This is a genomic window from Pseudomonas sp. PDM17, from assembly GCF_014851985.1.
Taxonomy (GTDB): Bacteria; Pseudomonadota; Gammaproteobacteria; order Pseudomonadales; family Pseudomonadaceae; genus Pseudomonas.
The window spans coordinates 23,193-37,274 of record NZ_JACVAT010000012.1 but is presented as its reverse complement, the minus strand read 5'-3'; the positions used below and the strand labels follow the sequence as shown (position 1 = coordinate 37,274).

Here is a 14,082-nt window from a genome sequence, read left to right as displayed (position 1 = left end):
AGGTGATCGACCTACCCCTCTTAACGCACGCCCTCACCGGCCATGGCGTCGGCGGTGAACACCGAGTCCTTGTAGGGCGGCACGATGCGGTACTGCTCGCTCTTGCCAGCGAACAGGTCGCCGGCGAACCAGGCCCCGGAGAGCAGGTCGTAGAAGCCGTTGGTGAGGGTCACCACGCCGGGCAGGTCGGGCATCACCACCGGCGAGGTCCAGACCACCTTGGCCAGCTGGTTGCGGGCGTCGTAGCGCTCGCCGAGCACGGCGGCCCAGGTGTCCTCGTCCAGGTAGTAGGTGCTCTTCGGCATCACATGGCGCTGGCCGTCCTTGAGCGTCGCTTCCACCACCCAGACACGGTGCAGTTCCCAGCGGATGGCGTCGGACTTCAGGTGGTGCGCATCGAGCATCGATTCGGCGCTGGCGGCGGTGAACACCTTGTTGGCGTTGTAGGGGATGTACATCTCCTTCTTGCCCACCAGCTTCCAGTCGAAGCGGTCGACGCGGCCATTGAACACGTACAGCTCGTCGAAGCTCATGACCCCGGCGGTGGCCGGCGTCGGTGTATCGCAGCAGGCGTTGGGCAGGCGGCGCACGCGGCGCTGGCCGGGCAGGTAGGTCCACACGGCAGCCTTGTCTGCGTTGAGGTTCTCAAGGCCGGTAATGGCCTCGCCGGCGCGCAGCGGCGGGCCGTCGTTGATCATGCGGATGGACCAGAACACGCCCTTCTCGCCGCTGCCGCCGGGCAGGTACCAGGGCATCTGGAAATCACCGCGCGAGTCGTTGGTCAGCACGTGCTTGCCGTCGGCGGTGGTCAGGTACTGGTTGAAGTTCGAGTGCCAGGAAGCCCCGCGCCAGCGCAGCAGGTGGTTCCAGATGGCCTCCACGCCGTTGCCCGGAATCGGGAACGGAATGCCCCCGGCGGCGCCTTCGGGCATCGGCCCGGCGGGGCCCTCCACCAGCTTGCCGCTGGTGGCATTGGCGAAGGTGGCGTCGTATACCGACTGCGGCGCGGCAGCGCTGCGGTGGGTCGGGTAGACCTCCAGGCGGTAGCTGTCCGGGTACTTCTTCAGCATCGCCTGGATGCCGGGGGTCAGCTTGTCGGCGTACTGCGCCATGTTCTGCGCGGTGATGGTCAGCTGCGGCTTTTCGCTGGCGAAGGGATCGCCACGCTTGCCTCCGTCCTTGTAGGCCGGGTCGACCAGGGTGTAGCCGCCGGTCCAGGCCGGGATGCTGCCGTCGGCGTTGCCGGCGCGCTCGCCGCCCAGCGGGGTCAGGGTGGTTTTCAGCTTGCCCGCCTCCTCGGCGGACACTGCGCCAAAGGCGCCATGGGCAAACAGCAGGGAGGCACTCAAAGCGGTGAGCAGGGAAACGACTTTCTTGTTGTGTTTCATCGGGCAGTCCTCGGTCAGAAGGTGCGGCTGACGGTGAAGGCGATGAAGTCGCGGTCTTTCAGCGACTGTTCGAAGGTGTAGTGGTTGTCGGCGTCGAGGAAGGTGTTCTCCGGGCCGTAGTAGTGCGTGTAGGTCAGGCCCAGGCTCCAGGTGTTGAGGTAGTTGCCCTTCAGGCCGATGTTCAGGTCGCCGCCATGGTCGGTACCGAAGCCGGTGCCCAGTGCCTCGGAGGCGCCGTTGGTGTAGCTCGCGCCGATGGGTACCGAGAGGTCGAGGCCGGGGTAGATCTGCCGGTACATCGGCTCGAACACCAGGCGCAGGCTGGTGGCGTCGCGGTCGGCGTTGGGGTCCAGCGCATCGGCGTTCTGGCTCACGCTCATCACCCGGTTCCAGGCGATCTCGCCGAGGAAGCTCGACTCGGCGGCGATGAAGCTCGGCTCCAGGCTCGCCAGCCAGGAGAAGTTGGCGTGCAGCGTGCGGCCGGTGGCGTAGACCGGGTCGTCGTCGTTGTCGATCGCCTCGCCCACCGCCAGCGCATGCTGGCTGGTGGAGGCCAGCGGCTGGTTCCAGCGGGTGGACAGCTCGCCCGCCACGTTGAAGTTACCCAGGGTGGTAGAGAAGCTCGCCCCCAACGCCTCGATACCTTCGGGATAGACCCAGTAGAACTCGCCGGCCTTGCCGGTCACCGGGTTGAGGCTGGCGAAGTCCGGGCGCACGTTGAGCTGCGGGTTCTTGTCATGGAAGCGGATGGCGTAGACGCCCCAGTCCACCGTCTCGGTGCGCCAGCGCAACTGCACGCCGCCCTGCCCCGAGTCCTTGGCCTCCTTGTCGTTGCCACGGTAGAAGGCCAGCGGCTGGCCGCCGGGCATCACCGGCGCGCCGATGAACATGCGCTCGCCGCCGTCGCCGAAGAAGTCGTCGTTGGAGAAGTAGCTGCCGGCGGCGGGCAGGCGGTTGGCTTCCCACTCGAACTGGTAGTAGGCGCCCAGGGACACATCCGGGGTCAGCTGCAGCTGGCCGGAGACCTGCTGCACCGGGCGGATCAGTTCCTTGAACTGGGTATTGGGCACCGACAGGCCCTTGACCACGTCGATCGGCGCCATGCCGCCGGCGATGCCGTTCATGCCGTAGAACAGGCTCTCGCCCCACTGCATGGCGTAGCGGCCCAGGCGCCCGGAAACCGGCATCTCGCCGATCTCGGTCTTGCCGAAGACAAAGGCATCCAGCAGCTCGCCCTTGCGCCCGTGGAGGGCGCGGGTGTCGTCGGTGAACTCGTCGTAATCCACCGAGTAGCTGTTGGCGCGGCTTGGATCGTTGTTGTCGGTGCCGCGGTTGTAGACGTCGTCGTACCAGGCTGCGCCGCTGACCCGCGCACCGACGTTGCCATAGGTGATATCCAGCTCGGAGAGCAGGTCCAGGCGGTTGGAGATCAGGCCCTTGTCGAAGTTGCGGTCGCCATCGTCCAGGTTCAGCGCGGTCTGGCCTTCGGTGAGCTTGCTGCTGGCATCCTGGGTGCGCCAGGCGGCGCTGTACTTCAGGGTGTTGTCCCAGCGCGCCCGCAGGTCGGGGTTGCCGGTGTCGAATTCGAAGGCCTGGGCGTGGCTGGCGGCCAGCGCAAGGAGCGCCAGGGTGATGGGCTTGAGCGGCGGCAGCGGCCGCGCGGTTGCACGCGTGCGAGTCAACATCGGGGTTTCCTCTTTCTTGTTCTTGTGCGTCGGTGTTGGCGGTTGTGGGTGACCCGGGCCATGGCGCGCCATCTAGGCAGGGCGCGCCGGGCGGAGAGATCAGATGGGGCGCGCGGTGACCTCCAGCATCTGCTTGACCAGGCCGATGCGATCGAAGGACGGGTCGCGCTGGATCTCCTTCTCGCCGGCCAGCAGGGACATCTCGCTGATGAACCTGCAGCGTTCGAAGCGGCGGCCCATGAAGCGCTGCAGCTGGTCTTCCAGCTCGCCGCCAGCGGTCAGCTCCTCGGCCAGCACCACGGCATCCTCGATGGCCATGCCGGCGCCCTGGCCCAGGTGCGGCGTGGTGGCGTGGGCGGCGTCGCCGATCAGCAGCACGCGGCCGCGGTACCAGGGTTCATCGACGAACACGGCTTCCAGCGGCTTGTAGACGACCTCGCTGCTGTCGCCGATCTGCTCGCGCAGCTCGCCGATCAGCCCGCCAAAGCCGGCCAGGCGCTGGCGCAGGCCGTCAGCCAGGCTGGCCGGGTCCATCCAGGGATTGCCCGGCTCGTGGGAGGTGGTGAAGAGGTACATCAGGTCGTCGGCCAGCGGCACCAGGCCGGCGTTGCCCGACGGTCCCTGGTAGTTGGCCAGGTGATCGATGCCGGTGGCGCGGGGGAAGTTGTGGCGCCACACCGACTGGCCAGTGAAGCGCGGCTGGTACTTATCGCCAAAGAGCAGGCCGCGCACCCTGGAGAACAGACCGTCGGCCCCCACCACCAGCGCGTAGCGGCCCTGGCTGCCGTCGCTGAACAGCACATCGACGCCACTGGCGTCCTGTTCGAGGCTTTCCACCGAAGTGCCCAGGCGCACCTGGGTGCCCAGTTCGATGGCGGTCTCGCTCAGTACCTTGTGCAGCGCACGACGGGAGATGCCGACGTTGGCCGGGTACTGCGGGCCGGCCAGGCGCTGGCCGGGAATGCGCGCCAGCTGCTCGCCCTGCGTGGTGTAGATGGCCACGTCCTCGAAGGCGTAGGCCGCATCCAGGTAGGCGTCGAGCAGGCCAAGGCGGTGCATCTCGCGCACCACGTTGCTCTGCTGGATGATGCCGACGCCGTAGACCGTCCACTCGGTCTTCAGCTCGACCAGATCGACCGCGACTCCCTTGCGGCGCAGGGCGATGGCGGCGCACAGCCCGCCAATCCCGCCGCCCACGATCAGCACATTGCTCACAGTATTCATGGCATCTCTCACGTCTTGTTCTTGTTGTCCGCCACGTTCTGCGCGGCGGCCGTTCTGCGTGCCCGGGGCACAGCTTCCCGGCGGGGCCGGGCTTTGACTAATCGCGTCCGTGGATGCGACCTATCGCGCGGCGCGATACCTCAGGCGTCCAGTTGCGCCAGCGGCAATAGCAGCCAGCCGTCGGCCTCGCGGTGTTGCAGCGCCGGCAGCACTTCCCCGCGACAGGGGCCGTGCACGCAGGCGCCGTCCACCGGGCGGAAGCGCGCGCCGTGGGCGTAGCAGATGACCCACTGGCCATCGGCGCTGAGGAAGCGGTCCTTGCGGTACTCCAGCGGCACCGACAGGTGCGGGCAGAGGTTGCGGTACACGCGCACCTGACCTTGGTGACGGAGGGCGAACAGGCTGTCCGCGCCCCGGCCCTGCGGGTCGAAGCCGCGCGACTGCCCCTCGCCCAGCTCGTCGAGCCGGCACAGCGCCACGCAATCCACGGCTCAGCCCTGCTTGGGCGGCGGGCCGCCGGGCGCCCATTTCTCCCGCGAGGTGAAGAGGAACAGCTGCGAGTTGTCCGCCGACATCGGCGCCTGGCGCGCGGCCCAGGCGTCGTCGTGCTTGTCCATGTCGGCGTCGTACTCGATGTGGCAACCCAGCGGGCTGTTGAAGTACCAGAACCAGTTGGAGCCCAGCAGGTGGCGGCCGGGGCCCCAGAAGCTGGTCCAGCCCTTCTGCTGGAAGCGCGTGCCGGCCAGCAGCACTTCGGTGCCGCTGCCCATGTGGAAGGTGAAGTGCTCGCAGCCCTGCATGTGCGGCGGGGTCTGGATCATGAACAGGCAGTGGTGGTCGTCCATGCCGGCGGTGCGCATGAAGGGGCCGACGCCGACGAAGCTGTCGGTGGTGACGAAGCCCAGGCGGTCGCGGTAGAAGGCTTCGCCCTTGGCCGCGTCGGGCACGAAGTAGACAACGTGGGACAGGGTGCGCGGCTGCGCCGGCATGTCCGGGGTGATGCCCAGCTGGTTGAGCGGGCGCTGCGGCGCGCTGCCGGGGGCGTTGGTCAGGTCGGCCGGCGCTTCGAAGGTGCGGCGCCAGGAAACCTGGAAGGCGATGGCGAAGCCCAGGTCGTCGACGCTGTGCAGCGCGCCGTTCTCGTCGCGGCGCACCTCGCGGTCACGCCCCAGTTCGTCGGCGATGGCTTCCAGGTCTGCGGTGGACGCCACGCCGTAGAGGGTTTCGCGCAGCGACGGGGTTGGCCCGAGCGCCGGCGGCAGGCTCGGATCGTCACCCCGGCGAATGATGATCGCGGTGCCGTCCAGCGCCTCGAAACGGCCTCCGTCGGCATCCAGTTGGGCGGCCGTGAGGCCGTAGTCACGCAGGCAATCGGCACAGGCCTGGATATCGTCGACGCCGAATACCAGCGCGTCGAGTCCAAGAATGTTCATGGCTACCACTCCATTGAAATTATGTTCGGCGCCGGGCAGGGGGTCGCCGGTGGTGGGTCGCCGCGGCTCGTCGGCCGCTCGACTGGAGCGCAGGTTGATGGCTCGCCCGGCAACCTGACCAATCGCGTGTGGGGATGCGAGGCATCGGCAATCGCGATACCTGCAGCGCGGCCCATGACGCAGGGCGTTAGCCGCGCAGGGAAGGCAGAGTGCTATTGACGTATCGGCAATGCGGCCCGAAGGTATCGCGAAAATAACTACAAGAACCGTGAGCCATCGCCATGCGTTTTCACCACCTGGACCTGAACCTCCTGGTGGCGCTGGATGTACTGCTCGAAGAGCAGAACATCACCCGTGCCGCCGAACGCCTGCACATGACCCAGTCGGCCACCAGCGGCGTGCTGGGGCGCCTGCGCACCTTCTTCGAGGACGAACTGCTGGTGCAGGTCGGGCGCAAGATGCAGCCCACGCCCTATGCCCTGGAGCTGGCCGTGCCGGTGCGCGAAGTGCTGCTGACCATCCGCTCCTCGATCACCTCCAAGCCGGTGTTCGACCCCGCCAGCAGCAAGCGCCACTTCCGCCTGGTGACCTCGGACTACCTGATCAGCGTGCTGTTCGCCCAGGTCATCCAGAAGATCCACCAGGAGGCGCCGCACATCACCTTCGAGATGCTCAGCCCCGGCGACAACACCGCCGAGATGCTGATGCGCGGCGAGCTCGACCTGATGATCGCGCCCGAGCGCTACGTCATCGACGGCCATCCGGCGCAGTTGCTGTTCGAGGAGGATCACGTCTGCGTGGTCTGGCGCGACAACCCCGAGGTCGGCGACGTCCTGACACTGGAACAGTACATGCAGATGGGCCACATCTCGGTGGGCTTCGGGCGCAACCGGCACTTGAGCATCGAAGACTGGTTCATGAGCCAGTACGGCTTCAATCGCCGCCTGGAAGTGATCACCAACGACTTCAACACCCTGCCGCAACTGCTGGTGGGCACCCAGCGCGTGGCGACCATGCACCGTCGCCTGGCCGAGCTGTACGCGCGCTACCTGCCGCTGCGCATCCTGCCGCCGCCGGTGAAGATCCCGGTGATGCGCGAGTTCATGCTCTGGCACCGCAGCATGGAGGGCGACCCCATGCACCGCTGGTTGCGAGAGCGCATCCGCGACTTCATCCAGAGTGTCGACCAGCCACCGGATGCCCTGCGCGCCAGCGCTTGACGCCAGTTATCACCCCGGCCGCCGCAACGGCGCCGGGGCATCGCGTTTCACGATACCTCGCATCCCCACTCACGATTGGCCCCGCCCCTGCCCGCCTGCGTACCTTGCCTTCGAACCGCGCCCTGCGTGCCTGCCGCTGTTTCCGGGCGCCGGACTCAACGACCGCAGAAGGACAAGAAGAATGTTCCGTTACTTCCCCACCAATTACGTCTGGAATCTCTCGGTGGACCTGGCCATCGAGATGGGCGCCCGCCTGGGCGAAATCGAGGAGATGTGTGCTCCGCTGCAGGAGGCCGCCAAACAGCCCGACGCCGCCGGTACCCAGGCCTTCCGCGAGACCTGGGCGAAGATGGCCGACAAGCTCTGCGCCCTGGCAGAGGACGACGAGGCCGCCGGCCGCCGCCTCTCCGCCGGGGAGAAATACAACCGCGCCGCCACCTACTACCTCACCTGCGAACGCCTGCAAGCCCACGGCGCTGCCGGCCGCGAGGCGCTGTACCAGCGGTTCCTGGAGACCTTCGCGCGCGGCATCGACCTGTCGAAGGAAAACTGCGAGCGGGTGGAAATCCCCTATGAGGGTAAGCACCTCTCCGGCCTGCTGGTGCGCGCCGAGGGCGTCGACGGCCCGGCGCCGCTGCTGGTGCAGGTCAACGGCCTGGATTCGACCAAGGAAATGAAATACCGCGTCGGCCTGCCGGCGTGGCTCGCCAAGCGCGGCGTGTCCTCGCTGATCATCGACCAGCCCGGCACCGGCGAGGCGCTGCGCCTGCATGGCCTGACTGCGCGCTACGACAGCGAACACTGGGCCAGCCGCGTGGTGGACTGGCTGGAAACCCACCCCGAAGTCGATCCCAAGCGCATCGGCCTGGAAGGCGTCTCCCTGGGCGGCTACTACTGCCCGCGCGCGGTGGCCTTCGAGCCGCGCTTCGCCTGCGGCGTGGTCTGGGGCGCCAACCACGACTGGCGCGACGTGCAGAAGCGCCGTCTGGAGAAGGAAGGCAACTTCCCGGTGCCGCACTACTGGGCGCACGTGCAGTGGGTCTGGGGCGCGAAGGATATGGACGAATTCATGACGATCGCCGAGAACGTGCACCTGGATGGCGTGCTCGAGCGCATCCGCGTGCCCTTCCTGGTCACCCACGGCGAGAAGGACTCGCAGATTCCGCTGAAGTGGGCGCACCGTACCTACGAACAGCTGGTGAACAGCCCGAAACGCGAGCTGAAGATCTTCACCGAGCGCGAAGGCGGTGTGCAGCATTCGAGCTTCGACAACAGCATCAACGCCGGTCACTACATCGCCGACTGGATCGCCGAAACCCTGGGCGGCCACACCGCCTGACCTCCCTTGCGCCGGTCACCCGGCGCTGCTCCCGCGGGGTGTCGGCCCCGCACTCCACGGCGCCCATCGGCGCCGTTTTCTTGCTGCACGCTTTCCGGCAGGAGCGCCCCATGGGCGCGATCGCGGGCATGGCCCGCTCTTACAGGTTGGCTCCCACGCTGAACTTGAGCGCTTTCGTAGGAGCGAGCTTGCTCGCGAACGACCCCGGCGCAAGATTCTGTTCGCGAGCAAGCTCGCTGCTACAGGTTCAGGTCGGGTCAGGCCGGCGCGCGGGTGCCATGGAACGACGCGATGCGCCAGCCCTCCTCGCCCTTCACCCAGAGCTGCGTGGCAAAACCCTCGGCACGCACCGGCTCGCCGCCGCCACGCTTCTGCAGCAGGTTGCACTGCGGGCCGCTCATCAGCGCCAGGCCATCGCCGAACAGACGAACCGCCAGCTCGCCACGCTCCACTGCCAGGTAGCGCACAGCGTGGCGGGCGTAGTCCAGGTACTGCGCCTTGTCCTGCACCAGACCGGTGGTGTGCACGTACAGCAACTCATCGGCAAACAGTTCGTCCAGCCGTGTGTGGTCCTCCTCGACCAGGGCGCGCTGGCGTTCGGCTTCCAGGTTCAGCAACAGATCACGAATAGCCTTCATGGGATTTTCCCTTGGTGGTTGATGGGCGGGCGCATCCTCGCCCCCGCCGGCGCCCGAGGAAAATCGCCGATCGCCATGCCAGGCATCGCCACTCCCGATACCCGCCCTGCCGCACCGCATCCTCGTCTGCATCCCGCGCACTACGAGGCCTGCGCCAGGTATCGACAGCATCGATGGACGGCCATCGACAGCATCTGATGGTGCCGACCGGCACGCCCGCCCTAGCCTGCCGGCAAACAACAAGACGAGGAGAGTCCGACCATGGGCGCCCTGCACCTGCACTGCTCCACCCTGTTCGATGGCACCGGCCTGGAAACGCGCCAGCGACAGACACTGATCATCGAGAACGGCGTGATCCGCCACGTCGGGCCGACTGCCGGGGCGCCGCGCCCGGCAGCGGGGGACCGCGAGGTCCACGGCGACTTCGTCATGCCGGGGCTGGTCGACGTGCACACCCACCTGGCCTTCGGCAACGCCCAGAGCGAGGAAGACATCGATATCTGGACCAGCGACGAATTCCGCGCCCTGCGCGGGCTGTTCTTCGCCCAGCACGTACTAGCCGCCGGCGTCACCTCCATGGTCTGCCCCGGTGACAGCGGCCAGCTCAGCATCGCCGTGCGCAACACGGTCAACGCCGGGCTCTTCGAAGGCCCGCGCATCGCCGCCAGCAGCCGCGTGATCACCAACCGGCAGAGCCTCAACGACTGGTTCCCCAGCCGCGTCGGCGCACCGGAATACTTCACCGCCGCGCTGGTCACCAGTCGCACCGAGGCCATCGCGGAAATCCGTAAGCAGGCCAAGGACGGCGTCGACCTGATCAAGATCGCCATGGACGGCACACACCGCCGGCCCAATGGCGAGATCATCGCCGCCTTCACCGCCGACGAAACCCGCGAGATGGTCGAGGAAGCCCATCGCCTGGGCTGCCGCGTGGCGACCCACGCCTACGGTCGCGAAGCGGTAATGTACGCTGCCAGGGCCGGCGTTGACCTGGTCTTCCATGCCTTCTACATGGACGACGCCTGCATCGAGGCGCTGCTCGAAGCCGGCAGCGTGCTCGCACCGACCATGACCTTCCCGCAGAACACCGTGGACTTCTGCCAGCCCCACGATCCGGCCATCGCCACCGGCTACGCCGGCTACTGCGCGCGTACCCTGGAGCTGGGCACCCCGGTGCTCAAGCGCGCCAAGGCCGCCGGCATTCCCTTCGCCTGCGGCAGCGACAGCGGTTTCGCCGTGACGCCCTATGGCGAATGGCACGCCCGCGAACTGGAACTGCTGGTGCGCCGGCTGGACTTCACCCCCGCCGAAGCGCTCTATGCCGCCACCAATGTCGGCTCGCGCCTGATGCCCCGCGGCGAAACCCTCGGCACCCTGGAGCCGGGCAAGCAGGCCGACCTGCTGATCCTCGACGGCTCGCCACTGGAAGACATCCGCATCCTTCAGGACCGCAACCGCCTGCAGGCCGTGTACAAGGCCGGCGAGCCGGTACGCCTGCAACGCACCCCCTACAACCCCAAGCAGGTTTCGGACTTCAACTCGCTGAAGTGGACCGATCTCTACACACGCGACCGGGTCGCTCAGTTGGGCAAATGGAGCCAGTGAACATGACCCATCTCGACTTCGAACTGGCCACGCGCCTGGCCGCTGTCACCCTGCGTCACGCCCGCGCCGAGGGCGTGCGCCCGCTGGCCGCCGCCGTGCTGGATGCGGCCGGTCACCCGCTGGCCGTGCTGCGCGACGAGCAGGCCAGCTTCCTCCGTCCGCAGATCGCCACCGGCAAGGCGCGCGGCTGCCTGGGCATGGGCTTCGGCGGCCGCGAACTGGCACGCCGCGCCCAGGCCATGCCGGCGTTCTTCGATGCGATCAACAGCCTCACTGGCGGCGAGGTGATCCCGGTGGCCGGCGGCATTCTCCTGCGCGATGACGAAGGCCGGCTGCTGGGCGCCATCGGCGTCAGCGGCGATACCTCGGACAACGACGAGCGCTGCGCCCTACTGGCCATTGCGGAACTCGGGCTGCACGGCGAGACGGGCGATACTCAATCCTGATCGAGCAGCGCGGCCTGCTCCGCCAGCACCTGGCGGAGCCAGGCCAGTGCAGGATCGAACGCCTGCTGCGGGTGCCATTGCAGCACCTGCGCCGCCGCCGGGAACTCCATGGGCGCCGGCAACACGCGCAGCGGATAACGCCGCGCCAGCGACTCGGCCTGGCGGCGGAACAGCGTGGCGATTCGCGGCGTGCCGACGACGAATTCGGCCATCAGGGCAAAGCTCTGCACCGTCACTGCGACCCGCCGCTCGATACCGATCTCGCGCAGATGCTGGGTATCCAGCGACAGGTTCTGGCCATCGGTGAACTCGCGCACCACGTGCTCGGCTGCGCAATAACCGCCGAGGCTCAGCAGCTCATCGTGCGCCGAATGAGAGCAGACGATGCAGCACAGCTCATCGCTGAGCAGCGCCTCATGGGGGTAACGCGGGTTGATCCGCCGCTGCGGGACTATCACCAGGTCGCTGCGCCGGTACTCCAGCGCCTCGGCCACCACATCACCGTCGCGCGGCAGCGGCAGGTCACGCAGCACCAGCGAGGCAGCCGGGGCCCGGCGCGCCAGTTCACGGCTGACCGCCGGCAGCAGGGTCGCCGCCACATAGTCCGAAGCCACCAGGGTGAACCGCCGATCACAGCGTGCAGGGTCGAAGGCAGTGGATGTATCCACCACCTCCCCGGCCAGGCTCAGCACCTCGCGCACCTTCGGCGCCAGCTGACGTGCCAGCGCGGTCAGCTCCAGGCCCCGGCCCAGAGGCACCAGCAGCGGGTCCTGGAAATGTTCGCGCAGGCGGCCCAGCGCGGCGCTGGTCGCCGACTGGCCGAGGTTGAGACGCTGCGCCGCCCGGCTGACGCTGCCCTCTTCGAGCAGCACATCCAGGGCGACCAGCAGGTTGAGGTCCAGACGTCGGTAGCGCATGGGCGACTTATACCCAAGCGCCGCGCCGGCAAGTGGCGTATTTCGCGCTGGCAGGTATCGCATGGCGCGATACCTGCCAGCTGGGGGCTTACTGCCCCGCCGCCGGTTTCCAGTCCAGCAGGTGATGGGTGAAGCCGTAGCTCGCCGACTGGTAGTAGCTGATCGCCCGATCCACCAGCGGATCGTCGGTCTTCGCCGGCACTTCCGTGCTCGCGCCCAGCGCCTGGTTGTGCCGGCGCAGTTCGCCGCGCGGGCTGAGGATCGCCAGGTCCTGGCCGTCGAACAGGCCCAGGTGCTGGTAGTTGCCGATCACCACGCGCGGCGGCAGCGCGTTCGGCACCATCAGGTCGCGCCCGTAGAAGGTCGAGGTGTAGCTCAGGTTGAGGATCGACAGCAGGCTCGGCGCCAGGTCCAGCTGGCTCGCCAGCTCGCCGCGCTCACCGGTCGGCAGCAGCTTGGGCGCATAGATGAACAGCGGGATCTGGTAGTTCGCCACCGGCAGGTCTTCCTTGCCGGCGCTGCCTGCGGTGTGGTCGGCGACGAACACGAACAGGGTGTTGTCGAACCAGGGCTTGCCCTTCGCCGCCTTGAGGAACTGGCCGATGGCGTAGTCGGTGTACTTCACCGCACCCTCGCGGCCCTCGCCGGAGGGAATGTCGATGCGGCCGTCCGGGTAGGTGTACGGGCGGTGGTTGGAGGTGGTCATCAGCTGCAGCAGGAACGGCTGCTGACGCGCGTGATCCTCGTCCGCCAGCTTGATGGCCTGGGCGTAGAGGTCTTCGTCGCTCATGCCCCAGGCGTTCTTGAAGTGGATGTCCGACTCCTGGACGCTGGACTGGTCGACGATGCGGTAGCCGTTGCCGCCGAAGAAGGCGTTCATGTTGTCGAAGTAGCCACGGCCGCCATACAGGAACACGGCGTCGTAACCGACGTTCTTCAGTTGCTGGCCGAGGCTGGCGAAGCCGCTCTCGCGGCCGACGCGCTTGACGATGGAGCGGCCCGGCGTCGGCGGGATCGACAGGGTGATGGCCTCCAGGCCGCGGTCGGTGCGGGTCCCAGTGGCGTAGAAGTTGTTGAAGTAGAGGCTGTTGCGGCGCAGCTCGTCGAGGTTGGGCGTGAGGTTGCGACCGTCGCCGTTGCTGCCCAGGTACTTGGCGCTCAGGCTCTCGATGGTCACCAGGACGATGTTGTAGCGCTTGGGTGTTCCGGCGTTGGCAATAGTGCGGCGGATGTCCATCGGATCGTCGCCGGTGAAGCGGGCGTTGGGCTCGGCCAGTTCGGCGCGTATCTCCTGGGTCACCTGCTGCGCCGGCAGGGTGGCGTAGAACTGCGGGTAGTCCAGCTCGTTGTTACGGAAGGCGGCGAAGAACTGATAGGGCCCGTTGCTCGCCAGTTCGCGGGCGTAGGTGTTGCCACCCTGGCCGCGCGGGGAATCCTGGTCCACCAGCAGGCCGGCCACCAGTGCCAGCACCACCAGACCAACACAGCCCAGCAGGCGGCGCGGCAGGGACGCCACCTCAGCGTCACGCAGGCGGCCGATGACCTTGAACAGCGCAAGCGTCACAACCAGCGAAATGGCCGCGAGGATGCTCAGCAGCAGGCCGATCGGGTAGGACTCGAGGATGTTGTTCAGCACCTCGTCCGAGTACACCAGGTAGTCGACCGCGATGAAGTTGAAGCGCACGCCGAACTCGTCCCAGAACAGCCATTCGGCCACCGCGGTGAAAAGCATCACGTAGACGCTGACGAACAACGTGGTCGTCAGCAACCAGCGCCAGGTGGCGCTGCGCCAGACCCTCGCGGGCATCAGCAACAGGACCACGCCCATCGGCAACAACGCATAGACCAGGAAGCTCAGGTCATAGAGCAGGCCGATGACGAAGACCCCGACATGGCCGGCGCCCACCTCGGGCAAGTGGCTCACCAGGAGGACCAGGCGGGTCAGGAAGAAGACGATCAGCCAGAGCAAGGCAACCAGCGCCAGGAAGCGCGTCGGGGCCGAGCGGAAAAGTTGCATGGGGTGTCCCTTGTAAAGGTCCGTCGCACTGGACGAAAGGCAGCGCAGGAGGTGGCCGAAAGCGGCAGTCGGGGCGGGACTCTACAAGTCGAAAGGAAAAGAATTCGTCAAATGGAGCTGCCGGTTTCGTGAATTACCGGCGACCTGAAACCGGTCACGTTCAGCGACGG

At 67.3% G+C, this 14,082-nt stretch carries 12 protein-coding genes; 4 read left to right on the top strand and 8 right to left on the bottom strand.

Translation table 11 applies throughout. The features are described 5' to 3' along the window. Nucleotides 1–20 precede the first annotated feature (20 nt). From IB256_RS29505 to IB256_RS29485, 5 genes are all read right to left on the bottom strand, one after another. On the bottom strand, nucleotides 21–1,388 hold the full coding sequence (locus IB256_RS29505; RefSeq protein ID WP_192404913.1) for a DUF1329 domain-containing protein: 1,368 nt from the start codon (nucleotides 1,386–1,388) through the stop codon (nucleotides 21–23). A gap of 14 nt (nucleotides 1,389–1,402) precedes the next feature. Further along, nucleotides 1,403–3,073: a DUF1302 domain-containing protein gene (locus IB256_RS29500; RefSeq protein ID WP_192404912.1), complete on the bottom strand. Its 1,671-nt coding sequence runs from the start codon at nucleotides 3,071–3,073 to the stop codon at nucleotides 1,403–1,405. 99 nt (nucleotides 3,074–3,172) lie between these two features. Continuing rightward, a complete protein-coding gene (locus tag IB256_RS29495) occupies nucleotides 3,173–4,297 on the bottom strand; it encodes an FAD-dependent oxidoreductase (protein ID WP_192404911.1) in 1,125 nt (374 codons plus the stop codon). 140 nt (nucleotides 4,298–4,437) lie between these two features. Then, complete coding sequence (locus IB256_RS29490; RefSeq protein WP_138214667.1) at nucleotides 4,438–4,785, bottom strand: Rieske (2Fe-2S) protein; 348 nt, start codon at nucleotides 4,783–4,785, stop codon at nucleotides 4,438–4,440. Nucleotides 4,786–4,788: 3 nt separating this feature from the next. Then, the gene (locus IB256_RS29485; RefSeq protein WP_081518486.1) at nucleotides 4,789–5,730 is read right to left on the bottom strand and encodes a VOC family protein; all 942 of its coding nucleotides are present in this window, start codon (nucleotides 5,728–5,730) and stop codon (nucleotides 4,789–4,791) included. 281 nt (nucleotides 5,731–6,011) lie between these two features. Here IB256_RS29485 and IB256_RS29480 point away from each other — a divergent pair, with 281 nt between their 5' ends. Both IB256_RS29480 and IB256_RS29475 read left to right on the top strand, forming a co-directional pair. Next, nucleotides 6,012–6,950: a LysR family transcriptional regulator gene (locus IB256_RS29480; protein ID WP_192294888.1), complete on the top strand. Its 939-nt coding sequence runs from the start codon at nucleotides 6,012–6,014 to the stop codon at nucleotides 6,948–6,950. 181 nt (nucleotides 6,951–7,131) lie between these two features. After that, complete coding sequence (locus tag IB256_RS29475; protein ID WP_192294889.1) at nucleotides 7,132–8,289, top strand: alpha/beta hydrolase family protein; 1,158 nt, start codon at nucleotides 7,132–7,134, stop codon at nucleotides 8,287–8,289. 257 nt (nucleotides 8,290–8,546) lie between these two features. Here IB256_RS29475 and IB256_RS29470 read toward each other — a convergent pair whose 3' ends face one another. Then, the gene (locus IB256_RS29470) at nucleotides 8,547–8,927 is read right to left on the bottom strand and encodes a nuclear transport factor 2 family protein (RefSeq protein WP_192404910.1); all 381 of its coding nucleotides are present in this window, start codon (nucleotides 8,925–8,927) and stop codon (nucleotides 8,547–8,549) included. 261 nt (nucleotides 8,928–9,188) lie between these two features. Between IB256_RS29470 and IB256_RS29465 the strand changes: the two genes are divergently transcribed. Next, entirely contained in the window at nucleotides 9,189–10,532 is a 1,344-nt protein-coding gene (locus tag IB256_RS29465; protein ID WP_192404909.1) for a metal-dependent hydrolase family protein, read from the top strand. 2 nt (nucleotides 10,533–10,534) lie between these two features. Next, entirely contained in the window at nucleotides 10,535–10,978 is a 444-nt protein-coding gene (locus tag IB256_RS29460) for a GlcG/HbpS family heme-binding protein (protein WP_192294891.1), read from the top strand. Here the strand turns inward: IB256_RS29460 and IB256_RS29455 are convergent. Then, entirely contained in the window at nucleotides 10,969–11,895 is a 927-nt protein-coding gene (locus IB256_RS29455; RefSeq protein ID WP_192404908.1) for a LysR family transcriptional regulator, read from the bottom strand. The genes IB256_RS29460 and IB256_RS29455 overlap by 10 nt on opposite strands. Before the next feature lie 88 nt (nucleotides 11,896–11,983). Further along, nucleotides 11,984–13,912, bottom strand: a complete 1,929-nt coding sequence (locus IB256_RS29450) for an LTA synthase family protein (protein ID WP_192404907.1) — start codon at nucleotides 13,910–13,912, stop codon at nucleotides 11,984–11,986. Between the last annotated feature and the right edge of the window lie 170 nt (nucleotides 13,913–14,082).

What these genes read in the sequence shown, in the direction of transcription:
- IB256_RS29505 (WP_192404913.1), bottom strand. Translation starts at nt 1,388, where the DNA reads ATGAAACACAACAAGAAAGTCGTTTCCCTGCTCACCGCTTTGAGTGCC.
- IB256_RS29500 (WP_192404912.1), bottom strand. Translation starts at nt 3,073, where the DNA reads ATGTTGACTCGCACGCGTGCAACCGCGCGGCCGCTGCCGCCGCTCAAG.
- IB256_RS29495 (WP_192404911.1), bottom strand. Translation starts at nt 4,297, where the DNA reads ATGAATACTGTGAGCAATGTGCTGATCGTGGGCGGCGGGATTGGCGGG.
- IB256_RS29485 (WP_081518486.1), bottom strand. Translation starts at nt 5,730, where the DNA reads ATGAACATTCTTGGACTCGACGCGCTGGTATTCGGCGTCGACGATATC.
- IB256_RS29480 (WP_192294888.1), top strand. Translation starts at nt 6,012, where the DNA reads ATGCGTTTTCACCACCTGGACCTGAACCTCCTGGTGGCGCTGGATGTA.
- IB256_RS29475 (WP_192294889.1), top strand. Translation starts at nt 7,132, where the DNA reads ATGTTCCGTTACTTCCCCACCAATTACGTCTGGAATCTCTCGGTGGAC.
- IB256_RS29470 (WP_192404910.1), bottom strand. Translation starts at nt 8,927, where the DNA reads ATGAAGGCTATTCGTGATCTGTTGCTGAACCTGGAAGCCGAACGCCAG.
- IB256_RS29465 (WP_192404909.1), top strand. Translation starts at nt 9,189, where the DNA reads ATGGGCGCCCTGCACCTGCACTGCTCCACCCTGTTCGATGGCACCGGC.
- IB256_RS29460 (WP_192294891.1), top strand. Translation starts at nt 10,535, where the DNA reads ATGACCCATCTCGACTTCGAACTGGCCACGCGCCTGGCCGCTGTCACC.
- IB256_RS29455 (WP_192404908.1), bottom strand. Translation starts at nt 11,895, where the DNA reads ATGCGCTACCGACGTCTGGACCTCAACCTGCTGGTCGCCCTGGATGTG.
- IB256_RS29450 (WP_192404907.1), bottom strand. Translation starts at nt 13,912, where the DNA reads ATGCAACTTTTCCGCTCGGCCCCGACGCGCTTCCTGGCGCTGGTTGCC.